26 protein-coding genes and 1 tRNA gene are annotated in these 24,998 nt (G+C 38.6%); 13 read left to right on the plus strand and 14 right to left on the minus strand.

Annotated features, from left to right (window positions below; translation table 11 throughout):
- Nucleotides 1-15: 15 nt before the first annotated feature.
- Complete coding sequence (locus tag NIAKO_RS05295; RefSeq protein WP_081483292.1) at nt 16-249, minus strand: tyrosine-type recombinase/integrase; 234 nt, start codon at nt 247-249, stop codon at nt 16-18.
- 446 nt (nt 250-695) lie between these two features.
- On the opposite strand from NIAKO_RS05295, the gene NIAKO_RS05300 reads away from it, so the two are divergent.
- The 3 genes from NIAKO_RS05300 to NIAKO_RS05310 all read left to right on the plus strand — a co-directional run bounded on the left by NIAKO_RS05300 (nt 696) and on the right by NIAKO_RS05310 (nt 2,494).
- Entirely contained in the window at nt 696-1,196 is a 501-nt protein-coding gene (locus NIAKO_RS05300; RefSeq protein ID WP_014217366.1) for a hypothetical protein, read from the plus strand.
- Nucleotides 1,197-1,308: 112 nt separating this feature from the next.
- On the plus strand, nt 1,309-1,884 hold the full coding sequence (locus NIAKO_RS05305) for an adenylate kinase family protein (RefSeq protein WP_014217367.1): 576 nt from the start codon (nt 1,309-1,311) through the stop codon (nt 1,882-1,884).
- Between the two features lie 157 nt (nt 1,885-2,041).
- Nucleotides 2,042-2,494, plus strand: coding sequence for a hypothetical protein (locus NIAKO_RS05310; protein ID WP_014217368.1), 453 nt, complete (start codon nt 2,042-2,044; stop codon nt 2,492-2,494).
- Between the two features lie 502 nt (nt 2,495-2,996).
- On the opposite strand, the gene NIAKO_RS05320 is transcribed toward NIAKO_RS05310, so the two are convergent.
- Together NIAKO_RS05320 and NIAKO_RS05325 are read right to left on the minus strand one after the other, a co-directional pair.
- The gene (locus tag NIAKO_RS05320) at nt 2,997-5,579 is read right to left on the minus strand and encodes a GmrSD restriction endonuclease domain-containing protein (protein ID WP_014217369.1); all 2,583 of its coding nucleotides are present in this window, start codon (nt 5,577-5,579) and stop codon (nt 2,997-2,999) included.
- A gap of 228 nt (nt 5,580-5,807) precedes the next feature.
- Nucleotides 5,808-7,811 carry an ATP-dependent endonuclease gene (locus NIAKO_RS05325; protein WP_014217370.1) on the minus strand — a complete coding sequence of 668 codons (2,004 nt, stop codon included), beginning with the start codon at nt 7,809-7,811 and terminating at the stop codon, nt 5,808-5,810.
- Nucleotides 7,812-8,258: 447 nt separating this feature from the next.
- Between NIAKO_RS05325 and NIAKO_RS05330 the strand changes: the two genes are divergently transcribed.
- Nucleotides 8,259-9,089 carry a hypothetical protein gene (locus NIAKO_RS05330; RefSeq protein WP_014217371.1) on the plus strand — a complete coding sequence of 277 codons (831 nt, stop codon included), beginning with the start codon at nt 8,259-8,261 and terminating at the stop codon, nt 9,087-9,089.
- A 100-nt stretch (nt 9,090-9,189) separates the two neighbouring features.
- On the opposite strand, the gene NIAKO_RS05335 is transcribed toward NIAKO_RS05330, so the two are convergent.
- On the minus strand, nt 9,190-9,603 hold the full coding sequence (locus tag NIAKO_RS05335) for a hypothetical protein (protein WP_014217372.1): 414 nt from the start codon (nt 9,601-9,603) through the stop codon (nt 9,190-9,192).
- Between the two features lie 180 nt (nt 9,604-9,783).
- Between NIAKO_RS05335 and NIAKO_RS05340 the strand changes: the two genes are divergently transcribed.
- From NIAKO_RS05340 to NIAKO_RS05350, 3 genes are all read left to right on the plus strand, one after another.
- Complete coding sequence (locus NIAKO_RS05340) at nt 9,784-10,119, plus strand: helix-turn-helix domain-containing protein (protein ID WP_014217373.1); 336 nt, start codon at nt 9,784-9,786, stop codon at nt 10,117-10,119.
- 467 nt (nt 10,120-10,586) lie between these two features.
- Complete coding sequence (locus NIAKO_RS05345) at nt 10,587-10,982, plus strand: plasmid mobilization protein (protein WP_014217374.1); 396 nt, start codon at nt 10,587-10,589, stop codon at nt 10,980-10,982.
- Nucleotides 10,967-12,286 carry a relaxase/mobilization nuclease domain-containing protein gene (locus tag NIAKO_RS05350; protein WP_014217375.1) on the plus strand — a complete coding sequence of 440 codons (1,320 nt, stop codon included), beginning with the start codon at nt 10,967-10,969 and terminating at the stop codon, nt 12,284-12,286. The genes NIAKO_RS05345 and NIAKO_RS05350 overlap by 16 nt, the downstream gene beginning before the upstream one ends.
- 85 nt (nt 12,287-12,371) lie before the next feature.
- On the opposite strand, the gene NIAKO_RS38080 is transcribed toward NIAKO_RS05350, so the two are convergent.
- From NIAKO_RS38080 to NIAKO_RS05360, 3 genes are read right to left on the minus strand one after another with little or no spacing between them, the layout of a single operon-like run.
- Nucleotides 12,372-12,593, minus strand: a complete 222-nt coding sequence (locus NIAKO_RS38080; protein WP_014217376.1) for a hypothetical protein — start codon at nt 12,591-12,593, stop codon at nt 12,372-12,374.
- Nucleotides 12,594-12,630: 37 nt separating this feature from the next.
- On the minus strand, nt 12,631-13,050 hold the full coding sequence (locus tag NIAKO_RS05355) for a hypothetical protein (RefSeq protein WP_014217377.1): 420 nt from the start codon (nt 13,048-13,050) through the stop codon (nt 12,631-12,633).
- Between the two features lie 14 nt (nt 13,051-13,064).
- Nucleotides 13,065-14,024 carry a hypothetical protein gene (locus NIAKO_RS05360; protein ID WP_014217378.1) on the minus strand — a complete coding sequence of 320 codons (960 nt, stop codon included), beginning with the start codon at nt 14,022-14,024 and terminating at the stop codon, nt 13,065-13,067.
- Between the two features lie 391 nt (nt 14,025-14,415).
- Between NIAKO_RS05360 and NIAKO_RS05365 the strand changes: the two genes are divergently transcribed.
- The 6 genes from NIAKO_RS05365 to NIAKO_RS05390 all read left to right on the plus strand — a co-directional run bounded on the left by NIAKO_RS05365 (nt 14,416) and on the right by NIAKO_RS05390 (nt 17,967).
- Complete coding sequence (locus tag NIAKO_RS05365) at nt 14,416-14,679, plus strand: helix-turn-helix domain-containing protein (RefSeq protein ID WP_014217379.1); 264 nt, start codon at nt 14,416-14,418, stop codon at nt 14,677-14,679.
- A 113-nt stretch (nt 14,680-14,792) separates the two neighbouring features.
- A complete protein-coding gene (locus NIAKO_RS36410) occupies nt 14,793-15,449 on the plus strand; it encodes a DUF3885 domain-containing protein (RefSeq protein WP_014217380.1) in 657 nt (218 codons plus the stop codon).
- Nucleotides 15,450-15,488: 39 nt separating this feature from the next.
- The gene (locus NIAKO_RS05375) at nt 15,489-16,211 is read left to right on the plus strand and encodes a hypothetical protein (protein ID WP_244883953.1); all 723 of its coding nucleotides are present in this window, start codon (nt 15,489-15,491) and stop codon (nt 16,209-16,211) included.
- A gap of 11 nt (nt 16,212-16,222) precedes the next feature.
- The gene (locus tag NIAKO_RS05380) at nt 16,223-16,957 is read left to right on the plus strand and encodes a metallophosphoesterase (protein WP_014217382.1); all 735 of its coding nucleotides are present in this window, start codon (nt 16,223-16,225) and stop codon (nt 16,955-16,957) included.
- A gap of 31 nt (nt 16,958-16,988) precedes the next feature.
- Nucleotides 16,989-17,465, plus strand: a complete 477-nt coding sequence (locus NIAKO_RS05385) for a hypothetical protein (RefSeq protein ID WP_014217383.1) — start codon at nt 16,989-16,991, stop codon at nt 17,463-17,465.
- A 22-nt stretch (nt 17,466-17,487) separates the two neighbouring features.
- A complete protein-coding gene (locus NIAKO_RS05390) occupies nt 17,488-17,967 on the plus strand; it encodes a GNAT family N-acetyltransferase (protein WP_014217384.1) in 480 nt (159 codons plus the stop codon).
- A gap of 12 nt (nt 17,968-17,979) precedes the next feature.
- On the opposite strand, the gene NIAKO_RS38940 is transcribed toward NIAKO_RS05390, so the two are convergent.
- The 7 genes from NIAKO_RS38940 to NIAKO_RS05420 form a co-directional block, all read right to left on the minus strand.
- Nucleotides 17,980-18,147 (minus strand): hypothetical protein, encoded by a 168-nt coding sequence (locus NIAKO_RS38940; protein ID WP_014217385.1) that lies wholly within the window; start codon nt 18,145-18,147, stop codon nt 17,980-17,982.
- Nucleotides 18,148-18,443: 296 nt separating this feature from the next.
- Complete coding sequence (locus NIAKO_RS05395) at nt 18,444-18,854, minus strand: ORF6N domain-containing protein (RefSeq protein WP_014217386.1); 411 nt, start codon at nt 18,852-18,854, stop codon at nt 18,444-18,446.
- Nucleotides 18,855-19,056: 202 nt separating this feature from the next.
- Nucleotides 19,057-20,430, minus strand: coding sequence for a site-specific integrase (locus NIAKO_RS05400; RefSeq protein WP_014217388.1), 1,374 nt, complete (start codon nt 20,428-20,430; stop codon nt 19,057-19,059).
- 217 nt (nt 20,431-20,647) lie between these two features.
- Nucleotides 20,648-21,868: a site-specific integrase gene (locus tag NIAKO_RS05405; RefSeq protein WP_014217389.1), complete on the minus strand. Its 1,221-nt coding sequence runs from the start codon at nt 21,866-21,868 to the stop codon at nt 20,648-20,650.
- A gap of 263 nt (nt 21,869-22,131) precedes the next feature.
- Nucleotides 22,132-22,218, minus strand: a tRNA-Ser gene (locus tag NIAKO_RS05410).
- 102 nt (nt 22,219-22,320) lie between these two features.
- The gene (locus tag NIAKO_RS05415) at nt 22,321-23,664 is read right to left on the minus strand and encodes a vanadium-dependent haloperoxidase (RefSeq protein WP_014217390.1); all 1,344 of its coding nucleotides are present in this window, start codon (nt 23,662-23,664) and stop codon (nt 22,321-22,323) included.
- Nucleotides 23,665-23,933: 269 nt separating this feature from the next.
- Nucleotides 23,934-24,971, minus strand: coding sequence for an aldo/keto reductase (locus NIAKO_RS05420; protein ID WP_041348032.1), 1,038 nt, complete (start codon nt 24,969-24,971; stop codon nt 23,934-23,936).
- Nucleotides 24,972-24,998: the final 27 nt, after the last annotated feature.

The following is a 24,998-nucleotide window of genomic DNA, read 5'->3' on the forward strand; positions in this document are numbered from 1 at the left end:
CTAATTTCTCACCCGCTATTTAAACTTATTCCTTAAATGCTTCATATCCTCCCCAATCTTCTTATCCAGGATCTTTGCATAATGTTGCGCAGTCCGCAAATTCCGGTGGCCGAGCATCTTTGATACCGTTTCGATAGGCACTCCGTTAGTAAGCGTTACGGTGGTTGCAAAGGTATGCCTGGCAATGTGGTAAGTAAGCGTCTTATGTATCCCACACAGATCAGCAATCTCCTTCAGGTAAGCATTCATTTTCTGGTTGCTGTTTATGGGTAGCAACACGTCTTTACCCTGGCATCCTGCAAATCGTTGATTTTGCAGGACTTCTTACTTTAAGTTTATCTCAATTAACTGAGCCGAGCGGGCTGTAGGTTACAACTTTCGAACCGATTTGTGGCGGACCTTAACAATATAGTAGATTTCTGCAATGAGTATTTATTAAAGTTTCAAATGGCAACGTGAAAAGACATAAGTGTAGGTGATGGGGATTGGGTTCGAACAAAAAAGCAATTTCAAATAAAGATTTACTAAAGATTATAAGTCTGCAGGATAATCTAGGCTTAACAGAGTCGTATTTGCGCTACCCGGTAATAACCGCGCCTTATTACTAAGTTGTTTTAAAATAATAGCTTGCAAAAATTGTTTTTTGTTAAAAGTAGTGTATAATAGCGGAAATATATTGTTAGCCGAAATTGGATATGACCTCAAATACTCTCGAAAAAGGAATTAAAGAAGCTGTTCCCAAACTGCTGGACCTAGCAAGGGAGCTGACAGGGAACGATATTTCTGATAATTGCAAATTCATTCTAACGGAAATCAAGGATAGCAGCGAGAATTTTCATGTACAAAGACTATTGAGGAAAAAAGAGAACGATAAAAAAGCTCCGACGACATTTTCCGATCTCATGCCGACGCTGCAAAATCTCTACGATAACTTATATGACATCAACTTACACGTTTATAGAGCCAAAAAACAATTAACTATAGTTGACATTAGGTATTATTCGAAATCATCGCTTGACCAAGAATATAGGCAAAAAGTTTTGCATGTCCCTCCAATGCTTCACTGCAAGGTTGCACAGCCGCCATGGTTGACAGACAAGAAGGAGAAGTTTGATATAAACTGGGAACATAAACAATGGTTGACAAACTGGAAATTGTTTTGGGCAAGACGAAAACTCAAACACCAAAGCGGCTAACATGAGGTTTTCTGCTACGACGGAGCACAGAATACCGCCACATCGCCAGTGCTTTAACGTTAGCTGCAAGCATAATGTGACACTTACAAATTCAGATAATTTACAAACACGAATGGAAATATTGATTATAACCGGACCACCCTATTCGGGAAAAGGAACTCAATGCGAAATACTTAAGACGAAATTAGGTTTTAACCATATTTCAACTGGGGACAGAATACGAAAAGAAAAAGATGAAAAAACCTCAATCGGAAAAGCGATGACCGAATATGAGGAAAATGGGAATTTAGTACCTGACCATATAATGCAAAAATTAATCGGGCAAATTATTGACGAAAACTCCAACGCTAAAGGAATTATTCTGGACGGTTATCCAAGAACTAAAGCACAAGTTGACACGATTCTAAATCTGTTGATTGAAAGAAAATTAGGCATTAAGGCCGTAATTAACATAGACGTGCCGAAAGAAGAATTGTTAGCAAGAGCACAAAAAAGAGCGGTAAGCTCCAATAGGAAAGACGACCTGAATTCTGATATTCATTTAAAACGAATTGAAATATTTGAAGCAGCTACTCGACCTGCAATAGATTATATGAAAGGGAAGTTTAAAGTTGTTGACATAAATGGACTTGGAACAATCGAAAACATAACAACAGCAATAAGCGAGACGTTAAATGCCTGCCGCTAACAAAAGTATTTGCAATAGCAGGGCTTGAAGGAAGAAAAATTGGTGTTCTAGATCAGGAAAAAGCAATGCCTACAATTTTGAATGATCCCTGTCGTATACCTGGCAGAGGGATACGGAAATTCCAGACAATTTTTCCGCAAATAATTACATAAATGATATGAGATCAACTTCCGACATTTGGATAAGTAAGACAATACTAATATTAATATTTCTTTCTGTTTGTCATTCTGCTTTCTCTCAGCAAAAAGATAAACCTAACGCCTATTACCAATCGGTTCAGAACAGACATTCATTAGACTCGATCTTTCCAGTTGACGACATTCAATCAATTACTGTTACTAATTATAACGGAACACATGCCTTGACCAAAGACAAGTTGACTTTTTTAAAAGGACAACTTAAAAAAGCAAAATTTGCTGGAGGGCTTTTGCTTAAACCGGGACATATAACACTAACAATTAAACTGAAGGCTAATTCAAAAGCTAAGACAGGCTATGTATATGCATATAAAGGAAATATAAACTTTGATGCTGCAATTGATAAGCATGGTAATAATTTTAGTGGGACATACTATCTACCTCTTGCAATTAATTTTGACAATTATAAATAGAAATAAAATCAACGCAAGGCATATAGGCGGGAATAGAAGCAACTGCAGCTATATGGGTTTGGCGTCAGGCGGGCTGACGTGCAAGTTCGGAGTTTTGTGCTAATGGGATGTTTAATGAGTAAGGGCTTTTTAGTTCTAGCTAAAGACTAATTTCGAACCCGCTAACAATCTGATCCCTTTTTGTGTTTAAAGGCAAAATGAACTCTTGGACGCTCGAACAAGAAAAACCCCTTCAAATTCAACGATTTGAAGGGGTTTCAATTTTATTTGCGGAGAGAGAGGGAATTGAACCTAACCTACTCCTTATTGTTAGTCAGTTAGTTGAGTGCTGCAAAATGGGGGACTCAATGGATGACGCTTGTAATATTCAACAATTATAAGAACTGATATAATTAGGTAAATTTAAACGAAACTGATGACAAAATCCATGAAAGGCTTAATTCTATATTTTTACCTTTCGCCTTGACCAATTCATCACCAATTCATTCACAATTTATTTCCGCTATAGCGAAGCTCCCTTTTTTCTATTTTCGTCTTTGTGAACTATGTTTAAATTTTCAATTTCGTCCTTTCCACCTTTTGAAATAGGAATTTCGTGGTCTACTTCAATATCATCCCCCAAAAATATTGGAGCATTCGATATAGCACTCATACCCTGCTGCTGTTTAATAAGATTTAACTTATGCTCCTCTGTAAGTAAAATCTTTCTTTCAATCATTTTGTATTCCTCCTTTAATTCATTAAGCGTACGTAAAAACTCATGCAAACCCTTATTGTTTTGCGAATCAGCCAAAGGTATATTCTTGAGATACATGAAAAGTAATTTAACTCGCTCCTTAATTTGCAGTCGATGGTACTTGATCATTTCAAAATTTATCTCACTTATCATTAACCAAATAAAATAAAAGTCCTGAAGAGTTCGTCTAAAGTACCTTGGATCTTTACCGGCTTTGAAAATTTCATCTAGCTCATGTTTTAAGTAGTCAAAAACTTCATCTCTCGGTTTATCTTTATCAAGGAGGACATATTTCAATTTTTTAATAAAAGACTTAATATTTTTTATAGCTGTTTCGAAATGTTCACTCTTATCTTCTTTATTTTCTGTTAAATCTATTAATAAATTAGTAATTAAAACCTTATCGCTTATTCTGGCGTTCAATCGGTCCTCCTTCTGATAAATATCGAGAGATTTTCTAGAGTTGTATAAAGAATTATACTCAAGAAATATAAGTGACGTCAACAATTCCTCATTTTCCATCCTATCCCTATCATTAGTTGTCTTTAATTGTTTAACAAAAAACCAGGATTCTGTTGAACTCTTAAGACTTTTGATATTATTAATAAAATCAACATCAACCCATGAATTCCACATTTCAAATGAATTTTCCCTTATCGGAAAAGGTTTATCATTTAATCTAATAAACAAATCTATGGGATCAAATTCGGCATTTCTAACCTGATCAATTTCAACTAAGTAAAGGGGAAAGTCGTATATTTTATTTTTAAACTCTTCATCCAATTTATCAAAACTTCTCCCATCAAGCTCTTTAAGAATTTTCATTTTTCTTAATGAAAATTTGTGATTTTTTGAATTTTGAGACTTCCCCTTCTCATCAACATATTCAGAACCAATGAACCCTAGCAATGTTAATAATCGTTGCTGTCCGTCAATAACTTCACTAACATTATCTTCCCTCTTATAAATAAAAATTGCAGGAAGAGCGATCCCTAAAAGAATGCTTTCTATTATAGCAGATGCTTTTTTAGGATTTATAACTTCTTTCCTTTGATATGAAGGGCGTACTAAAAACCTACGCTTGTTCATCAATCTAACCACATCATCAATTGAAATCCTAGATGGTTCGGGCTTATTAAGCCTTAAAGATTCAAGTTCTGAAAGTTTCGTATTTGTATCATTGGGTTTAATCAGTTCTTTTATTTCCAATCGTTTTAGTTCATCTGGTGAAATGTAAACGCTTGTATCTATTTTATACTTTTGTTCAATAAAACGACAGGTCGTTAGGTATCGTGTTATAACTTGCTTATTAAATCCGTAATCTTGATCTGAATATTTTTCAATATTAGCATCTATAAATTCACCTATTTCTTCAATCAGTTTAGAGTCTGCAAAGTCCAACACTATATCTTCTAGCTCCAAAACGCCTAATGCCCAAAGAAAGCATTCCAATGCCAATCTGTTAGTTTTAAGGCCAGCCTTTGCGGCATATCTCCTTACTGAGGAAATAAAATCAAGTTTTCGTTTAAATGACTCTATAACTTGTTTCTCGTCATCCACACTATCATCCGAAATTTTCTCATATAGTTTTGTTAACAAATCGGTACGATTTGTACCTCTTGCATAATAGGCAATTGGTGTCATTGGCAATACCAGGCTTTTACGAATAAAAGTCATAATCTTTTCCAGTGGCTTCTCTTTGGATTCCCCATCATTAGTTTTAAAAAAGGTATAAAATAATTCATCTAACAATTCCTCATTACTTTCAAGAAACTCTTTAAATGCCGATGATAAGGAATCTTCATCATAAACTGCATTATCAATTTCAGATTTCTTCAGTGGTGTTATTCCTGAGTTATATCTAGAAAATATTTCCTTTTTTACTCTATCTTCTAAATATTTGTCGAGTGGAGGATCGTTTACAAGCTTAAATTCTATAATTCTAAGTTTTGCATCCAGGAATTTTTCAATTATTTCACGGTCATCTTTTGCGAGATCATCGAAGTATTTGTTTTTTAGTTGGCCAAGAACCTGTAATCCTTTGGGCTTCAAAGGAAACTTATTTTCCATAAACCTCATAATTGTTTCAAACCTTTGCCTACCATCAATAATTTCTATTCCAGAATTATTATCAAAAAATATCAAAGGTGGTATTTCCGTACCAAGTAATATACTCTCAAGAAAGTAAGTAGCTTTATTATAATCCCAAACATAATTTCTTTGGTAATATGGCTTATAGTCAATTTTATTTTTAAGCCTTGGGCTAAATAAACTGTCGATAGACTTTGAATATGTTTCAACTTTTAGATGCTCTCGGAAAATCTTTTCAAATGTTTCTTGCCTGATCATAGTTGTCTAGTATATTGTTAAGGTATGGCAAAATTATAATACATCACGAACCTCACAATATGCACAATAATTAATTGACATTAATCATCTATACAGTAAACACATAGACGTACCCGAAACACATTCTAATTTATTAATTAGCAGACTGCTCCTTTTTACTTCTAAACAAATTTACTTTTAAGCAAAATTAATTAACAAATAATGATGCATTTACCTTTCAGAATATTTCTATTCAACGATGGACTTATTCCATTTTAATTCCTTTAGCTTATTAATCATAGAATCAATTTTGGCATCAATCTTCGCCGGGTCATTCGAAATTTTCTCAGAAATGTAACGCGCAGTTAATGGTTTACTGTCATTACCATAAAGCTTTTTAGCCTCACTTTTAAGTTGGTTATAATTCACAAGACTCCTATGAAACTCATCTTCAAAATTTCTTTCCCATACTGTAAAATTTTGATCTACAGACGTTGCTGGGAAAAAGAATTGTTCATTTGTTACTGGCTTATTAAGCAATTGAAACAATTCCTTATTTCGAATTGACTTGTTAATTAAATCATCTCTACTTGAATCGGTGTATGTTGAAGGCTCATCCTTTGGTTTATCCCCATCGAATATTACATAACATGGAACTCTGAACTCATTAAATATTAAAAGTAGATAGGAAATGTTATCGACCGAACCAGCGCTAATTATAGCAACTCTATTAACATCCAAATTAAATCCTTTAGCCTTAAAGTAGTTAGGCAAAGCGTATTTTTCAGTGTCACCCTCTATTAAAACAACCTTTTTTGCAAAAAAACCTTCGTTTTTAGACTCATCAATGATATGATAAAATCTATGTCTTATACTTTTCTCATCGATTGTTTTCCCATATAGTTTCTTATAAAATTCAACAAGTTGAGACACCGAGAACTCATATACTTTTGTTTCAGGATTATTACCATCGGATTTCCTAAACATTCTTATCTCATCAAAAAACTCAACAGATAAGAATAAACTATCATGAGTACAATAAATTACCTGATCATCGCCTCGGGAAATTCTTTGTAATAATGAATATGTAGAACGCTTTAAGGGAGGATGAAGATAAATTTCCGGTTCTTCTATTCCAATAATAATATTTTTCTCCGCATTTTTTTTACCGAAATCGAAAGTATTATATGTCCGTAGTAAGGAAAACAAAGCTAGTCTTTGAATTCCATGTCCTTTTTCAGTAATTTCTGAATAATAACCATCATTACCATAAACTTTAGGCTCCGGAAATATTAAGTCATCCATTTCTGGACTTCCAAATTTTAATTCTAAAGAGCAACCTATATCAAAACCAACATTTTCATTTAACGCTTTATTAATCATCCCAATCTTTGAATTGCCATCATCGTCAATATCTATTTTCTTTAGAAGGTCACCCACTAGTTCAGTTGACTTCACTTTAAACTCATTTTTTATTTCTTTGGAGACTGAGCTTGATATCCAATTTATCAACTCGCCCAATGCACTAGACTTCGTATTTTTCAAATCATCCGCAACATTTTTAATGGCTGGAATATAGAAATATTTAGGCAAATTGGCTTTCAATTTACTTTTCCAACCTAGCATTTTTTCATCGCCTGTAATCTGTTCTTGTGGTATATTACCAGAGTACTCATTCCAAAGCAAGCGTAACTTTTCAACATATACCTCTTGCGTTGGCTCATCCTTTGAATTAAAAAGAGTCTTAAAATCAAAGTCTCCTACTTTCAATTCCTTTTTCCACCACGCTTTTACATTCGCTTTTGTAGGAAGCTTATCGTCTTGCAATACAGTCCAGTCATATTCCGTAGTTGGCTGGAGTTTTGTTCCATGCTTTGATTCTATAAAATCAATTTCATCCATATTTGCTTCGGCTAATGGTTTTTCGTCATTTGTACAAACACATTCTATATATTGAGTGACTGTTAAATTTCCCATTTCATCCAAATGGGATTTAAAAATCCTCGACTCTCCGTCTGTTAATTTGTGAAATGTTAACTCAATAACAATAGGTCTGAGATAATTATCATGGTGAAAGCTATTAATAAATATTTTTGATTTGCTAAAGTTGAAGAATAAATCTATGCCTTCTAAAACATTAGACTTACCTACACTATTTTCGCCTATTAGTGCTGTTAAGTCATTTAAAGAAAAGAATATCCCTGCCTCGCTAAAGGTTTTGAAATTTTTGAAACTTGCAGATTTAATTTTCATACGCATTAATTACTAATAATTACGAAATGACATCGAACGATGCGATAAATATCCCAGGAATCTGCATGCAATATATAAAGGTTGAATAGGAAAGGATAACATAGAAAGGAGCTGTGTTATGTACGTTGATCGTAAAAAACAGCGCGTGCCAATTTAAACAATATTTGTACAAAAAAGCGCCTTTAATAATATAATTTGATCAAGTTTCATCAAATGCATTGAGTACTGCACACACATAAATACTTCCCAATTTGTTCAATAAAAGGACGGGGCAAAGAAAAAACATATGATGTTCATTTTGGTACTAGTCACAATAAGCAGGATAGCGTTTCAGTCTTCCTATTGATCAGATTAAAATTTACTTATCCTTACACATTGACCATGGTTTTTAAGATTATTTCGCTAATAACATTTATAATATTCAGTAACTTTAGAAAAAGGAAAACGATGAAAATGAATTTGACGCAGATGAAATCCTTCCTGACTTTCGACCTACCGTTAGAGACCCGTTATATCGGCACCACGTTTACCACCACTCACCACCAATTAAAAGTCGCATATCCAGGATGGACATTACGGGCCACCCGCCAGAAGCTTTTAGCCAGGTATTGGTTTTGGAACGTTTTGATGCATTTTGTCATTCTTTATTCATTGGCCGTTGTCCTAACCTTACCCTTTAATACTCATCTTAATCAATTTTACCTGGCAGCTGTCGTAACGGTGGGGGCAATAAGCTTTACCATAATCACCATTACACAATATGGGCCCCGGTTCTTTTCCGATTTCCTGCCCAAACTGGAAACCATCACCGCTGAGTTTGAAGCCCGCCAAAATGAGCTTTTAAAAGGTCAACTGCAAATCGGGTTAAAGAATCAAATTGTCAGAGAATATGAGAAACTGGGGTTTGTACTCGACCAAATATCTTCCCAGCGCGAACGGCTGGACACACTGCAAACCGAAATGCCTAAATGCCGCCGGGAACAATTGCACACCTTTTCCCTGGTGCTGATATATTACGCCTTTTACAAGTCCGCTGGATTGAAAGGTCTCCAGGTAAACGACAAGACCGCTCGCCAACTCATGAAATTGTTGGGGAAAGATCAGGGCGGCATAAAGGACAATCTACAATTGATATTAGGCAAAAAGCAGGAACTTTCTCAACGGAATAGAACGGAGATTCAGAACAGATTTAATGACGTGTATGCGTTTTTTGAAGAATTGGGCTTTTCAGAAGGAATAAGTTTATTGAAGAATATGGAATCGAAATTCAGAGAATAAAAAATACTTCCGGAAAATACCCCCTTTGAGAAAGTTTGCTGGCCAAAAGAAAAAGAAACCTTAAGCGGCTTGCGGTATGCATCGGCCTTAAGTGGCAATTTCATTCCTGGCGACAATAAACGACCATAAGTAAATACTTTCTATCCAACCCCTTTCTCGCGTATCCTACAAAATCAAGCAGCCTGCCGTACTCGCTCATGGTATTTTGCCTTCGCGATCTTTTTAACCATCTTGGGTAAAATTTTTCCAAATAGTCAAAGTCAACCAGGTGCGGCCTTAGTGCCGATAAATCCAACACATAGCTATTTTCAATTCTGTAAATCTCTGTCACGGGTCCGTTACCTTGAAAAATAAAGTCAATAAGTAGGTAAATTGTGGCTTCCGAATCTAAAGTGTTTCCTGTAATTAAATACTCTCCTCGGTCGTTCAACCAATATTTGTCAGGGATTATCTCTGTACATATTTCTTCTAATAAATATTCATCCGTTGATAGTATAGTAACGTCCCATTTCATTCCTCTAAATTATGGATAAATGCAACGCCAGTCCCCATCAATTGAAGTTGTCGAGTAAGGCATTGGGTTACTTTTTTCACTCCTAAATAGGCTATTTCCCCCTTACCCTTACATTTAAGTATACTTACCTTTTTTCCGCCTCCCCCCAATGGTATTTTCGAAGCCTAAAAAGAAACGTTTATGCAAGAACTAATGAAGAGCGGAAATACCCCCATGCTATTTCCATATGAACCTGCGGAGTATTGGCAAAACATCAGGCAAATTATCCGGGAAGAGGTAAGCAAAATAGAGAAGGAAAAACCGGATCCTGGTTCAGTGCTAAAAACACCCGGCCTCACCTACAAACCCCTGTTAAAGATATCTGAACTCTGCACGCTTTTCCAAGTCACCAAACCTACCATTTACGGGTGGATCAAGATCGGAAAAATCAAGCCGGTAAAAGTGCGCTCACGGGTGTATTTCCTGTGGCAGGATGTGACACAATTAATGAGCACTCAAACTGGCTCCAACGAATGATTTTTTTCTTTTGGCCAGCCCTGTTCTTTTGGCAGTCGGAAGCATTGGATTTGGTATAAAAAGAAGGAACATACTTTGTTGTGTTTTCATGCCTGGCAGTGGCTTCAACAACCGAATATTTAGCGGAAAAAAGACACAAAAGCAATAGGGGCTTAGAGGCAAACCACCTTCAATCATATCCTTTCCCTTGCATTTTCCACCCGAGCTTTCCGGACGTTTTAGACTGCTATTAAAGCCGGGCAGGTCCCCCTTAGACAAGCACCTATTTGAGCAACGCCAAGGGCGTTGCCACTTTTTGTTCGACAAAAAGTGCTCAGGGTGCTGCACGTTGTTGCACCCGGCGAGATGTCCGTTTGTCCGACAGAGTCTCCCAAACGAATCTCGCCCCTTTGCCTCCGAAGTCGGCAGGGGTGAACAGCCCAACCACCACCGTACCCTGTTTTTTAATCTTAAAAGTGAAGTAGAATATGAAGCGAACGAACAACAAAAACAGAACAAGAAAGGTAACCATCCGGCTTACGCCGGAAGAGTATGAACAGCTAAGTAACCGGTATAAAAAAACGACCTGCCGGAAGCTGAGCGATTACGTTAGAAATCTACTATTTCAGGGCAAGGTAACCATCCTTACCCGCGACCAATCTATGGATGCCTTTATGGCAGAGTTGATCCTGATGAAATCCGAATTAAATGCCGTCGGAAATAACTTCAACCAGGCCGTCAGAAAGTTGAATGCGATGCAACATTATCCTGAATTAAAAATATGGCTACTAACCCATACGCAAATGGCGCAGGACGTAGTCAAAAAAGTAGACACTATTAAAATAAACATCGCAAAATTTTCTGACAAATGGTTGCAAGAATAATTAAAGGCAGCAGCCTTTCTAATACGCTCAATTATAATGAGCACAAAGTTCAGCAGGGTGTTGCTGAATGCATCCATTCTGCCAACTATGCAAAGGACACGGAAAAGCTGAACTTTTTTGATAAACTGCGCAGGCTGGAACATCAGGCTGCACTTAATGAAAATGTGAAAGCAAACAGCGTTCACATCTCTCTGAATTTTGATAGCGCAGACCAGCTTGACAAAGAAAAGCTCACCGCCATTGCCGATACCTACATGCAACAGATTGGATTTGGAAGTCAGCCATACCTGATTTATGAGCATAGAGACGCGGGCCACAAACACATCCACATTGTCACCACCAACATCCAGCAAAACGGCCGGCGGATCGACATGAATAACATCGGCCGCAATCAGTCTGAAAAGGCGCGGAAAGCGATTGAACAGGAATTTAAATTGGTACCGGCAGAATACCATAAACAGGATCAAAAACAGCAACACAAGCAGGAACTGGTAGTGTCACCCAAACGAGTGGAATATGGTAAAACAGAAACGAAGCGGGCAATCCAGAACATATTGGATTATGTGATCCGGCGGTACAAATACACTTCCTTACCGGAATTAAATGCCGTTCTCAAGCAATACAATGTCATGGCCGACCCCGGCAAAGAGGGCTCCCGTATTCATAAAAACGGCGGATTGGTTTACCGGGTACTGGATGCAGGCGGAAGTAAGATCGGTGTTCCTATCAAAGCCAGTGCCTTTTATAACAAGCCCACCCTGAAGACACTTGAACAGTTGTTTCCAAGAAACGAGTTGCTTCGACAGAATTATAAAATCCGGGTGAAAAACTCGATTGACCTGGCTTTAATAAAACCGGTATCTGTACCTGATCTGAAGGAGTTGCTAAGAAAAGAAGGGATAGCTATGGAACTACGGCAAAACGACCAGGGGTTGCTTTATGGCATCACTTACGTTGACCACCGCAATCAGTGCGTTTTTAACGGTAGCGATCTGGGAAAACAGTATAGTGCCAAAGCCATCCAGGAATGCTGTTTGCGCCAGGATCATCAACCCGTGCAAATTGAAAAACTACAGCAAAAAATACAGCAGGAATCCAATTACCAATTTGTGAGGAATAACCTCCAACACCATTTAAAAGACACTCCTCTAAAAAGTGGAACAGTGGAGGAAGATTTTAAACTACAAGGTTTGCAAAAAGCAGCCGACTTGTTGACCACTTTAATGAAACAGGAACAAGTCGAAAATCAGTCGTTGCCAGAATGGATAAAACGCAAAAAGAAAAAACATAGGCACCGATTGTAATACCTAAAACAAAGCCCTGCTATAGACATAGCGGGGCTTTATGGTAATGGCTCTGATTAGTAGCTTTATTTAAACAATGGCTTGGCTATTTTTGACTAAATGATTTTGATGTTTCTTCCAGAATTTCGCTATCTGTCAAACCAGTAACATCCCTAATTACCTGCATGGCGGCAGCCTTGGTGAGGTTATCGCTGTTTTTCTGAATATATCGTGCAATGGTAAATTCTGTACAGTCCAACACGTCCATCAAACGACGACGGGTTGACGGATTGTTTATTGCTTTGAGTGCTTTTTGACTAAGTTTCATATTGGATAAGTATGTAATTATTGGAATTCTTAGATGCTTATACCCTGATTGGCTGCCTGGCAGTCTGTAGATAAAATGAATACATTTTATACTTTTTGCGTGTGTCTTTTACCGCCATCACTTTTTTACTATCGATGGAACGGTAACCATAATCGTAACAGTAATAATATCGCTCCTTTTTATCGGGATAAAATAGCTCCGTGAAGTATTCAAATTGAAATCCCATTTCAGACAGGTCTTTTCTTTCAATTACCAACACCTTATTTTCAAGACCCGACAAAAGTTCTTCCAGGATCTGCCTGTTTTTGCGTAATATTTTATTGATATTTCGTATAGCTGGAATTGAATAATTGTACAACCGGTTGTTAAAGTTGTTCCGGCATGAATCATTACAAAACTTCTTGTCTATACGACCTTTAATTGGCTTGTTACAAGCCAGACAGTTTTTAGTAGTCATAATCTAACTTTATTTTAAAGCCGATTAGCAGCCTTTACGAGACGTAGAATATTCCGGTGTGTATATAATGCTTGCAGTTCGCTCATATTTTCGGGGTATGTGCCGGCAAAACAAATGGATGCCTCCAGCCAATTATCTAATTCCCGGATGATATAAACCATGGAAAACTGTTCAAAGAAGCCGGCAATTACTTGGGTAGGGTTGGAAATCTGATCCTGGTTAAGAAGTCTGGGCTTATCAGCTTCGTTAAGTTGCATTTTTACACCTGCCTTTTCCCTATCCCGAGAGTAAATAACAAATAGCGCTTCCACCAATATCTGCAATTGTTCCTGTAATAAAAATAATTGTCTACGCAGCTCTCCTTCGTCATAGAGACCTGTATCAGCCGATAGTGCAACTAATAACCAATTTTGTAATTGATCCCGCAGAAAACCCAAAGACTCATTTTTGAAAACTTCATTTATTTCATACAGAGGATCAGTATCAACATGTTCAATAAGTTGCGTTGACTTATTAAATACTTCTTCATTAACCCTTGTTTCTGTGGTAGTTGATACTTCATTAGAATGGGTCTTTCCATTTACCTCAGCTATCTGATTATTTTCGGAGTGATTATTCTTTTTAAATTTTTTCTTTTCCTGCCAACGCCGATGCTTATGCATCTTTCTTTTCATGACATATGCCGCTTCAATAATCCCCTCAATTTTTTCATAGAAATAAATATAATTATTGCTATCAAGCGGCTCGATGGCTACACTGCGCTGGCAGGAAAGGACTCCCGTTAGCCATTGCCACAATGTTTCCCTGACCTCATTTAAATGGTAACATTCAAAAAAGTCATCCAGAACCGGCAAGGGATCACGCTTTTGGTCTTTGGTAAGACGCAGCGGTTGATTGTACCATTGGGGATGTTTGTTGTAGGTTTTGCCAATGAAGGTTATCCCAGGTTGGGATGAGTTTAATGGCTCATTCATGTGAAAGAATTTAGGTTACATGATATAGTTTGATGAGCCTGAGGAGGTAGGTTTGGGAACGAATTAAAACGGGCCAAATAGAGTGAATATAAAAAAGGGTTGATGCCTACCGCCCCTGCCACACAGGCCCTGAGAAGCCCCCTACCATATGGTAGGCGAATGCGAAGGAGCAAAATAGGCCCAACCCTATATTGTAAATATAGAGATTGGGCTTCACTTACTCTCGCATTTATTGAATTTCTCAGGTTCGTGTGGCGAGACTCGTGAATAAAACCTCTTGTCAGAGGTAGTTTCCAATTGTACACAAAGATAGATAAAATTTCATCATTTGGTCGAATTCGACCAAATACTTTTCCACAAATGTATCCATCTTACTTTTTTAAGAAGCACTATGGATACAAAGACTAAAGAACAAATCAGAAAGCAATTTGGAGAATACCTTCAACGGCACCGTGAGAATGTTTTAAAAATAAAGAGTGTACGGGAATTGTCGTTTACTTCCAATATTGATAATAGTAAGCTCAGTAAAATTGAAAAAGGGCAGGTAAATTTTGGGTTTGACAACTTATTGGAGATTGCAGTAACCTATAAACTTACGCAGAAGGAAATCCTTGGTTTTGCCTTGAAAACCTTAAAAGACTTGGAAAATTCTTGACAAAGAATCGGAGTTGTTTACCTTATGGAATATATAATTACTGATTACAAGTCTTAATCAATAGATATCTACAATTAAAATTGATCCAGAAGGTTTGAAAAAAGTAAACCAAAATGCTACGACAAGAACTACAATCCTATTTTGACAAGGTTTACCCTGGTTCTCAAATCATCACACAACATACGCTTGGAGGCCAGGTCCATATCAGATTCGAACTTGGAGAGGGCTTTCCAAACGGTTCAACCGAAAGAGTAAATCAAGGGACGGAAAGAGCAATGACTCTTTTTACGGATACTTTTAAAGATCCGGATAATGAGATTTTTGTATTAATTTATGAATACCAGGATTCAAACATCTTCGAAGTAGACAGGAAATATTTATATAAACAATTTCCCAGTCATCTATTTAATGGATTTTATAATCAGTTAAAATCCGTAAACAGCTGCATGATCATAAAAGATGAAAATGGGAATGAGGCCATGGAAAAATATGAAGCAAGAATAATTATCGGAAAATTGCCTGTCAAAGATATCAATATCAGGAATATACTAAATGGAATTGGAAATACTGAAATGGGAATTGATTCCGGCATTGACCAAAGTATATACTTTTTTGACCCACTAACCGACAAAGGATTTCATATGTATGACGACAGGGGCTGCTATGTATGGAGTAATAGTGCAGATAAAATCCGCGACATTTATATTAATAGAAATAATTGGATAGTCGATTACCATAGGCCGGAAATTGATGAATACTTTAATAAATGATAAGTAAAGAAATAGATGAAAAATTGGGTATTAATATTTATGCTACCCGTATTGGTTGCAGGTTGCAAAACGGACAAAAAAGATACATCTAAACTGAATATAGTTCTTTACGGCTACGATTCTATCGCCTGTTATTATGGGAATAGTATTGAATTGACGGATTTGAGATATGGAAAAATAACCGACTCACAATTCATGGATACGATTTTAACTAATGCAAGAGACCGAAAACCGGGTCTGATTGTGTTAAAGCCTGGAGATGGAGCCTCAGTCCTTGGAAATTGGGAACAACTGGATACACTATTTAAAATAAATAATTTTGAGAACAGAAAAATAGACACGCTTGACGAAAAAGAACAGAAATTCTTTAATACTACATCGATAATTCCCTGGCTGAAAGAACATGAAAAGCCATTGAACCTTTTTTTACCAAAGGAAGAAAATGAGCATATTGTTGTTCCAACAGACAAAACACTGGTAGTTCTTATTCTTAATGAGCAGGAAGCATACGCCTATAATGGAGCTGTAATGAAAAATGGAAGAAAATACTCCTATGAAGAACTGGGATTATGCCTGAGAACAAAGAAATCACGTTCTGGCTTTCTTGCTGTACTCAAGCCTGGCGAAAAATGTTCTTACAAAAGTACTGTAGATATGCTAGACTTAATGACGCTCCATAAGGTAAAGAATTATAAAATGGAATCCCCTACTAAAGAGGAACAGACTCTTATTGATGAACTGTTAGAAACAAAAGTTGAATAAGCTGATATACTATGAGTACCTATGTCATCGGAGATCTACATGGACAATATCAATCTCTTAAACAGTGCCTGGCCAGATGCAATTTTGATTATAATCAGGATACGCTTATCCAGTTAGGTGATGTAGTTGATGGCGGAGACGAAGTTTTTGATTGTGTGGAAGAGCTTTTAAAAATAAAAAATCTTGTAACACTAAAAGGCAATCACGATGATTGGTTCCTGGATTTTATCAAGACAGGGTTCCATCCGGCAGCCTGGGCTTATGGGGGCGTTAGTACTATTAATTCGTATGCAACAAAGGCGGGAAAAGTTCCGGTTACCAGAAAAACACGTCAGGGATACAAAACATCATTCAATCCTGAGGACATTCCAATAGCACACAGACAATTTTTTGAAAGCCAAAGACTCAATCATATTGACAAAAACAACAACTGTTTTGTCCATGCTGGTTTTAATCCTTTTCAGCCTTTTCATGAGCAACCCGCCACAATTTTTTACTGGGATAGAATCCTATGGCAATCTGCAATGAATTGGCAAACAAAAGCAAATCAAAACAGCGAGATTGAACCATTTGGGATAGTTACAAAATTCAATAATATATTTATTGGGCATACTAACACAATGCTATGGGGAATAGACAAGCCATTAAAGGCTGCTAATATTTATAATATTGATACCGGAGCCTCCAAAGGCGGAAAATTAACGATCATGAATGTTGACAGTAAGCATTTTTGGCAATCTGAGTAATTTGCTACCAGATATTTAAAGTCTTGTAATAATGACCACGAAAAACTCAAAGCTTTATCATCTGTTTTTAGTTTTAGCTATTCTTAATTTCGCCGCATTTTATTTATTAGCTGGCAAATCTGTACTTACTATACATTCCGAAAATAAAGGTACATGGGATGACAAAATTTTCAATTATTATATCAGTATATCCATACTTATTTTGTTGATATGGTTATCATACTGGATTGTTAGAAAGAAACCAACTTCACGGAATCTGACCTTGCTACACATATTTATAACATTTATCACTGCCTTTATCCTGCCAGAAGTAATAAATAATTTTTTTAATCCAATGCCAAGACGATATTTAGACTATGGCAACGGTTTTAAATTTTCAGACTTATATGGCGAAATGACGTTAACGTTTTGGATTGTTGGAATTTTATTATTGACAAGTGAATTACTGTTAATCACAAATCTCCAACAGCAAGCCAAGAAAACTGCCCTCCTTAATATGGAGTTTTAAAATGCTTTAATACCACAATTATATGATCGTTCCATGCAATACCGGCGACTTTTCAACTATCTACGATATTATCAATGACGGCGCCAGCGCCTACAAAGGCATTATTCCGGCTGACCGCTGGCATGAACCCTATATGTCGATCACAGAACTTCAAACACAAATCAGGGAAGGCGTGCAATTCTGGTGCTATAAAACTGAGGAAATAATTGAAGGAGTGATGGGTATCCAGTTCAAAGAGGATGTAACATTGATACGCCATGCTTATGTCAGAACAGCAAAAAGAAACAGCGGGATTGGTGGCAAGCTATTTGCTCATTTGCGTAGTATCGCGAATACACGGATTTTGATTGGGACTTGGGCGGATGCAAAGTGGGCAATCGCGTTTTATGAAAAACATGGGTTTCGTTTAGTCACTGAGCAAGAAAAGAATTCATTATTACGCCGGTATTGGAACATCCCGGAACGTCAGGTGGAAACTTCAGTGGTTCTTACAAGCGTTTAATAACAAACTAAGTTAATTTTCTATATTTTTAAAAGACTCTGGCAAACCTGCTTTTTTTAGAAACTCCGATGCCATCTCCCTTTTCTTAACGAAGTAGGGATCATTGACATAATCCTTTGCAGCCTTTGGATATACTCTTTTAACTACACTAGTTTGCTTCCCCTTTTTAATGTGTTTCATGACTTAAATTTTAAACTTCAAATTTAAATATAGATTAAGCCAGACCGTAATATAGTTGGCCAGTTGGTGACTGGCCAATTATATCTTGCTCTTTATCTGCATTTTACAATTGGGCCTTCGGCAACGGCCCAATTTGTAAACAATGGTACAACTCTACCTTTTAAATCCTATTCTATCCCTATCTTCCCATTTCCTTTGTTCCGCTTTCTCATCCAGCAAGTTTTCCAGGGCATCATAAATTTGGTTGAGTTGAACATCATGTTCGCCTAAGCGCTCTTTAATTTGTTTTAATTGTTCTACCAGGTCGTTTTCCTATAAACAACCCGTCTTATTTGAATAAAAGCTCTCATGATAGCAATGTTCATGTTTATTGCCCGATCACTATTTAGTATACCGCTGAGCATAGCAACGCCCTGTTCAGTAAAAGCATAGGGCAACGCACTATTGGGGCGCCTACTTGGGTATGTCATCACAAATTGTGATGACATACTTCTCTGTGAACTCTCCATCTGCAATCTTAAACCTTCCCATTCGTCTTTCGTTAGTTGAAACATAAAATCGGCAGGGAAACGCTTTCCATTCCGCTTAACAGACTGGTTAAATATTCTTGTTTCTACATCGTAAAGGGCAGCCAGATCTCTGTCAAGCATCACCCTTTCGCCTCTTATTTCATAAATTCTATTTTGAATACTTTGAATAATTTCCATTTTACTTTATTTAAACTGTAAAAAAGTTTCTGTCCGCTCAGGCAACGATCAACCAAGTCAGTTGTCAAGTAGTCCTTGACAACTGAAATCTAATTGTTCCTGGTTAACCATCCGAGCAACCACATATCGGCTTTTAGTAATGCTTGATTTAATATCTAGCAATAACTGGGTATAATGTTGATTAACCTGCATAGCGTATTGATTATTGATTAATGTCTTTATTTAAAACAGCTGAATTATCAGTTTGTACTAACCGCATCCCATCCCTCTTTATCCACAATTCCTTTATTTTATTAGCCGCCTCTTGCGGTGAAATGCGGATGTATTTATAAAAATCCTTTGTTCGCTTATGGCCGCTGATCTTCATGATCAGCTCAACCGGAGTACCGGCCAGGAATTCATTGGTGCAAAATGATCGGCGGGCAGTATGCGAAGTGATCCAGTCGTATTTGGGTTTAATGACCTCAATACTTTTATTTCCTTTTTTGTAGGAGAATTTAATAGAGCGGTTTAATCCAGCCAGTTTGCCAATGGTTTTAATGTGCCGGTTAAATTCCGGATTGGTAAGCGCGGGTATGCGCTCCCTGAACTGTCTAGTAAAGATGTGCTTCGCTTCTTCCCGCAAGGGAATGATTACCCAGTGATCTGATTTTTCCTGCTTCTTATACAGCATATCCCGTTGCAGGTCTTCCGGCTTTAAGGTACTGAAGTCGGAGAAACGCAAGCCTGTCAGGCAAGCCAGCACGAACAGATCCCGGTATTCGACCAGGTAAGGATGGTCAGAAAGATCAGTCTGATAAATGGCTATTATTTCCTGATGGGTTAAATAAATGGCATCGCTTTCTTCTTCGGGGATTTTAAAATCAGTGAGGTCGATTGGCGCAATGATCTTTCGTTTCACCCGATCTTTTAGAAAGCCGCGCAGGTGTTTAATGGTTTTACCAATGGTGTTCAACTTTAATCCCGTTAATACCTCCTGGCGGCGCATATGCACATGTTCAAAAGTGAGGTAGTCAATAAAGTCGTGATAGAAATTAAAGTCGAAACTGGCAAAGTTGATCTTTTCCTGTCTATACCTTTCAAATGCCTGCAAATGCCCCTTTACGTTTGAATAAACAGTCAGCGTAGCCTTGCTTACTTTCCTCTCTTTGGTTTTGATATACTCGTCAAACTGGTAATAGATGTCATGCTTGGCTTCTTTCTTGGCCGTTTCCTGTTTGGCAACCGTAACGATGCGCTCATCGAGGGCTTTTACATCAAGGGAGGGAGAAAACGCTTTCTTTACAAACGCACCTTTGTCGGTGATTTGTTTCCTAGCGGCTTCGGCAACCAAGTCTTCCACCAATCGTTTTTGGCGGAGTAATTCATCATTGAGTTTTACAGCGTCGCCAATTTCTGGCGGTAGTTGCGGTGAGATTCGTAATTGCTTCTTTTGCCAGTATTCCGGCGGTATAGCAATTCCTGTGCTTAATAATGTACGCTTTGTTCTGCTGTAGCAGTATTGCAGAAATATTGGCGCGGTTCCATCTTTCTTAACTCTTTTGCTGCGGCAAATCGCTCTAATTGGTAACAACATAATTTGGTCGATTCATTGGTCGATTCAACAATGTGTCTACCTGAATTAAAGATCGGAAGAATAAAAATCGCACGCTGTTATGAATACCTGAAAATCAACCGGCTAGAAGTAAAGATGGGTAAAATGCAAAAAGGACCATCATTGCTGATAATCCTTTTTTGCGGACCGGACGGGAATAGTAAGTAAGATTAAGTAAAGTAGAAACCACTCAAATAATTCACCTAAATTTCTCCCTCAACCCCTTCATATCCTCCCCAATCTTCTTATCCAAGATCTTCGCATAATGCTGCGTAGTCCGCAGATTCCGGTGTCCCAGCATCTTTGACACCGTTTCAATAGGTACCCCGTTAGTCAGGGTGACCGTTGTGGCAAAGGTATGCCGGGCGATGTGGAAGGTAAGATTCTTATGTATCCCACACACGTCAGCGATCTCCTTGAGGTAGGCATTCATTTTCTGATTGCTGTTTATTGGCAGCACCAGGTCTTTGCCCTGACATTGAGGATGGTCTTTGTACCGGTCAATGATGGTAAGAGCGGCAGGCAGTAAAGGAATTCGCGCGGAAATATCCGTTTTCTGCCGACGGCTCACCAGCCACTGTTCACCATCAACGCCAATAATGATCTCAGAGCGTTTCAGCTTTTTTACGTCAGCGTAGGCGAGCCCGGTATAACAACTAAATAGGAAAATGTCCCGTACCACCCGGAGCCGGTCGATGGGGAATTGCTGGGCAACCAGGGTTTGCAGTTCGGTTTCTGTAAGGGCTATGCGTTCCACTTCTCGCAAGGTCATTTTAAAATTGGCAAATGGGTCCTTTACCAACCAGCCATGCCGTACACACCGGTTGATCACTTTCCGGAAATTGGTCAGGTACTTTATGGTGGAATTGTGGTTACACTTCCGCACGCTTTTTATCCAGAATTCATATTCGCTTATAAATTCGTAATCCAGCTTACTGATATCAATATCATCCACCTTGTACTTCCATTGTAAAAAAGTCAACGTATGTCGGTAGGCAGTTTGAAAACGTTCCAGGGTACCGGGCGCATATTCCAGACCTACCAACTCCGCCATCTGGTCGTTATGTTTCTTAAACACTTCCATCAGCATGTACTTATGCGTCTGGATCTCATGCCCATGAAAAACGGTCTTAATGTTCTCCGCAGTAACCGGGTGGCCATGATGTAATAATTGCTGACGGGCTTCATACACCTTCCGTTGTAATAGGTCCAGGTAGCTGTTAAGCGATCGTACATTCTCCGTTTTACCTTCGGCCCTACCGGAATCAGTATTCCATTTGGCCGGGTCCCACTTCCGTTTGGTGCTTATTTCACGGCAAACCTTATCAACTGTAACACATAGATAGATTGGCAACTCGCCTTCTCCTTTGTAATTCCTGGTGCTTTTGAGGTGAAAGAACAAACCGAAACTCTTTTCCATAATGACGCTGCATTTAATGGTTTAAAATTACCCCAGCGGGGCAGTTAAAAAATCGAGTTCAGTTCTTACAAAGTGTTAATAAACAGCGTCTTGAGTAAAGTTTCTGGAGTCTTTGTAAAATTAGATATGACTCCACGGATGACTCCGAAAAGTACATCCATAAAGCGGGGTAAAACCAGGTATGCCTAAAAAGCAAAAATCCTGCAAATCGTTGATTTTGCAGGATTTCTTACTTTAAGTTTATCTCAATTAACTGAGCTGAGCGGAGAGAGAGGGATTCGAACCCTCGGTACAGTTGCCCATACAACGGTTTTCGAGACCGTCCCATTCAACCGCTCTGGCATCTCTCCGAAAAGGGGGTGTAATTTAAATGTTTTGGGTTAACCTGCAAAAAAACTGCAGGACCATTGGTCCTGCAGGCTTTAAATTAGGAGATCTGTATTTAACGACTGTTAGGGATGTTCGTGTTTGGGCGAAACCAATTGGATGGCTGCTATTTCATTGCCCAGTTCTTTACCGAATTTTATAGAAATTTCCTGCGTAAACCTGTAGTGCAAACCTCCATATATTCTTGATACGGCGGCTTCATCCAGCATGGCCGACAGAGATTTGTAATTCCGTGCTGGTAATCCCCGCCAATCGTATGCATTGTCTGTTACAGGAATATCACCGAACTGTTTTATCAACACCTGTACATAGGGTGCATGAATTCCCACGAGACCTGATGTATATTCAGGGTAGGGCGGGGTAATTAAATAACTCATCCAGGCAGTGTCGATGTTCCGTCGAATATAGGTAACGGGTCTGATGAGGTTGTAATGAAATTTCGACCTGAAGGTGTTTATGCCACCATCTTTAAATGCAATCCCTGTTTTGGCATACACTTCTGCTGCTTCCCATAGCTTTGCCTTTTGATTTTCCAATACCCAGGTAATAATAGAAAGAACATGATGGGGTATAGGAATTCCTACGCCCGGGCCACCTGCATCAGCCCACCATGTGGCCGTTGCCTGTTGGTCGGCTTTTGCATTCTTGCCAATGTCGTATACTTCTTTAACTGCTTTATAAAATCGCGAGGATGTATCTTCTGAAAAAGGAAAGGGCATTGGTGGCGCCAGGTCCGTTAGGCTATATGCCAGGAAAGGCCTTGAGTCCTTCAGAAATGGTCCTACCGGCGGGGCATAAGCGGGTGGAGTTGGCACCCAGGAAGCAGGGGTTACTGGTGGTGGTACATAGCCCACACTGGAAAGATTGAAATTGTCGGTTAAGGACCAGTTGTAGATGGCTGTGGCAATGTCCCGGCCAAAGGTTTGTGAACGGTCAAGTACATCAGTAGTGCAGCTCGTTTTAAACCGGTTGTAATTAGCCATTTCCATGGAGTCTATGCTTGCCTTATTGGCATCAGAAAGACCGGTTAAAAACAGTTTAAACATACTTGCCAGGGCAGCGTTGGCACTTTCGCTCCACAAATACTTTTGCCAGGCATCTGCCTGTGGCATTGCCGGCATTTGATACAAACTGGGGGCTAAACTTTCGGCTCCTTTGTTTCCAGGTCGTACAGCTTCATAAAGGCCTACACCAATAAACCCAAAGTTCCTGAAATTCTGAAGAACGACTGGTTGTGGATTGGCTGGCCGTTGAACCATTGCTATAAATTTATACCAGTCATATACTACATTGGCGCTTTCTTCCTGCGGATGTGGTGGTTGATCTATTTTACGGCAACCAAATATCAGGCTTATTAGTAGTATTATGGGTAATAGTTTTTCACTACAACCTTTGGATATTGATAGCATAACGAATCATTTTGGGTTAAAAATGAATAGAAGAGTGAGAGATGCGAATCGTGATTATTGTATCGTAGTGGATGGATTGAAAACAATACTGGTTAACCTGTGATGTCTACTCAAAGGTAGCGGATAAATAATGTATAATTAAAATATAACCGGCCAAAACTGCCAAAGCCTGACGATGGTCAGTGTATCTCAGGAGCACTATTGGGAAGATACAAAAAAGCCCTCAAATCTTCCCGATTTGAAGGCTTTTGCCTGAAGCAACAGGTGATTTACCCTTGCACGGCACCGTGGAAGATCTCATTATGTACTGAGTCCATCAACTGTTGGTTGAACCAATGCGGGTATAAATTGGCTGGTTTTGTGAGCGCATCCAATTGCTGAATTTGCGTGGCGCTTAATTTAATTCTAATGGCTCCCAGATTATCTTCTAACTGGTGCATTTTTGTGGCACCGATAAGAATACTTGCCACAACCGGTTTGGTGAGCAACCAGGCCAGCGCTATTTGCGCAACAGAGGCCTGGTGTTCGCTGGCCAATTCTTTTAATACATCCACTACTTTAAAACCAAACTCTTTATCAAAAGGAATGAGGTCGAAGCCTGAGAGCCGGTTTTGCGGGTCTTTCAGATTTTCCCGGTTGTATTTCCCACTCAGAAAACCGCCTGCCAACGGGCCCCAGATGGTCATTCCAATACCGGCGTGTTGCATAAGCTGTACCACATCATGTTCCACATCCCGGCCAACTAATGTATAGTTCATCTGGCCATTACAGAAAGTAGCCCACCCGTTATCTTTCTGCATTTGATAAGCCAGTGCTGCTTTCCAGGCTGACCAGTTTGAGTAACCGACGTATCGTACTTTACCCGATTCCACCAGGCTGTTGAGTGCTGCCAGCGTTTCTTCCAACGGGGTAAAGGGATCTTCTTTGTGCAGCAGGTACAGATCTATATAATCTGTATTCAGTCGTTTTAAACTTTGTTCGCAGGAAAACAGGATATGCTTTTTCGATAGTCCGGCCTGGGTTACCGGGCTGCCTGTTCTAAAACCTGCTTTAGTGGTAATGATAACATTTTGCCGGTGTGGCGCCAGCAATTTCCCTAACATGATCTCTGATTGACCGTTAGCATATCCATCGGCGGTATCGAAAAAATTAATACCTGCTTCCAGGGACCTGTTGATCATTTCCTGCGCCAGTTGCTGATCAACTTTGTAAATAGCTTTAATGGAAGCATCGTCGCCGAAGGTCATGGCGCCAAAAGCCAGTTTGGATACGATAAGTCCGGTGTTACCGAGTGTAGTGTATTCCATAATTTTCATTTGTGATTTATCGTTAAT

Source organism: Niastella koreensis GR20-10 (assembly GCF_000246855.1).
Classification (GTDB): Bacteria; Bacteroidota; Bacteroidia; order Chitinophagales; family Chitinophagaceae; genus Niastella; species Niastella koreensis.

Excerpts from the sequence above, each read along its gene's own strand:
- NIAKO_RS05340 (WP_014217373.1), top strand. The coding sequence starts at position 9,784 with ATGCAAGAACTAATGAAGAGCGGAAATACCCCCATGCTATTTCCATAT.
- NIAKO_RS05390 (WP_014217384.1), top strand. The coding sequence starts at position 17,488 with ATGATCGTTCCATGCAATACCGGCGACTTTTCAACTATCTACGATATT.
- NIAKO_RS05350 (WP_014217375.1), top strand. The coding sequence starts at position 10,967 with ATGGTTGCAAGAATAATTAAAGGCAGCAGCCTTTCTAATACGCTCAAT.
- NIAKO_RS05420 (WP_041348032.1), bottom strand. The coding sequence starts at position 24,971 with ATGGAATACACTACACTCGGTAACACCGGACTTATCGTATCCAAACTG.
- NIAKO_RS05345 (WP_014217374.1), top strand. The coding sequence starts at position 10,587 with ATGAAGCGAACGAACAACAAAAACAGAACAAGAAAGGTAACCATCCGG.
- NIAKO_RS05305 (WP_014217367.1), top strand. The coding sequence starts at position 1,309 with ATGGAAATATTGATTATAACCGGACCACCCTATTCGGGAAAAGGAACT.
- NIAKO_RS05320 (WP_014217369.1), bottom strand. The coding sequence starts at position 5,579 with ATGATCAGGCAAGAAACATTTGAAAAGATTTTCCGAGAGCATCTAAAA.
- NIAKO_RS05330 (WP_014217371.1), top strand. The coding sequence starts at position 8,259 with ATGAAAATGAATTTGACGCAGATGAAATCCTTCCTGACTTTCGACCTA.
- NIAKO_RS05360 (WP_014217378.1), bottom strand. The coding sequence starts at position 14,024 with ATGAATGAGCCATTAAACTCATCCCAACCTGGGATAACCTTCATTGGC.
- NIAKO_RS05300 (WP_014217366.1), top strand. The coding sequence starts at position 696 with ATGACCTCAAATACTCTCGAAAAAGGAATTAAAGAAGCTGTTCCCAAA.
- NIAKO_RS05335 (WP_014217372.1), bottom strand. The coding sequence starts at position 9,603 with ATGAAATGGGACGTTACTATACTATCAACGGATGAATATTTATTAGAA.
- NIAKO_RS05395 (WP_014217386.1), bottom strand. The coding sequence starts at position 18,854 with ATGGAAATTATTCAAAGTATTCAAAATAGAATTTATGAAATAAGAGGC.
- NIAKO_RS05355 (WP_014217377.1), bottom strand. The coding sequence starts at position 13,050 with ATGACTACTAAAAACTGTCTGGCTTGTAACAAGCCAATTAAAGGTCGT.
- NIAKO_RS05405 (WP_014217389.1), bottom strand. The coding sequence starts at position 21,868 with ATGGAAAAGAGTTTCGGTTTGTTCTTTCACCTCAAAAGCACCAGGAAT.
- NIAKO_RS05380 (WP_014217382.1), top strand. The coding sequence starts at position 16,223 with ATGAGTACCTATGTCATCGGAGATCTACATGGACAATATCAATCTCTT.
- NIAKO_RS05295 (WP_081483292.1), bottom strand. The coding sequence starts at position 249 with ATGAATGCTTACCTGAAGGAGATTGCTGATCTGTGTGGGATACATAAG.
- NIAKO_RS05400 (WP_014217388.1), bottom strand. The coding sequence starts at position 20,430 with ATGTTGTTACCAATTAGAGCGATTTGCCGCAGCAAAAGAGTTAAGAAA.
- NIAKO_RS38940 (WP_014217385.1), bottom strand. The coding sequence starts at position 18,147 with ATGAAACACATTAAAAAGGGGAAGCAAACTAGTGTAGTTAAAAGAGTA.
- NIAKO_RS05375 (WP_244883953.1), top strand. The coding sequence starts at position 15,489 with ATGCTACCCGTATTGGTTGCAGGTTGCAAAACGGACAAAAAAGATACA.
- NIAKO_RS05385 (WP_014217383.1), top strand. The coding sequence starts at position 16,989 with ATGACCACGAAAAACTCAAAGCTTTATCATCTGTTTTTAGTTTTAGCT.
- NIAKO_RS05325 (WP_014217370.1), bottom strand. The coding sequence starts at position 7,811 with ATGAAAATTAAATCTGCAAGTTTCAAAAATTTCAAAACCTTTAGCGAG.
- NIAKO_RS36410 (WP_014217380.1), top strand. The coding sequence starts at position 14,793 with ATGCTACGACAAGAACTACAATCCTATTTTGACAAGGTTTACCCTGGT.
- NIAKO_RS38080 (WP_014217376.1), bottom strand. The coding sequence starts at position 12,593 with ATGAAACTTAGTCAAAAAGCACTCAAAGCAATAAACAATCCGTCAACC.
- NIAKO_RS05365 (WP_014217379.1), top strand. The coding sequence starts at position 14,416 with ATGGATACAAAGACTAAAGAACAAATCAGAAAGCAATTTGGAGAATAC.
- NIAKO_RS05310 (WP_014217368.1), top strand. The coding sequence starts at position 2,042 with ATGAGATCAACTTCCGACATTTGGATAAGTAAGACAATACTAATATTA.
- NIAKO_RS05415 (WP_014217390.1), bottom strand. The coding sequence starts at position 23,664 with ATGCTATCAATATCCAAAGGTTGTAGTGAAAAACTATTACCCATAATA.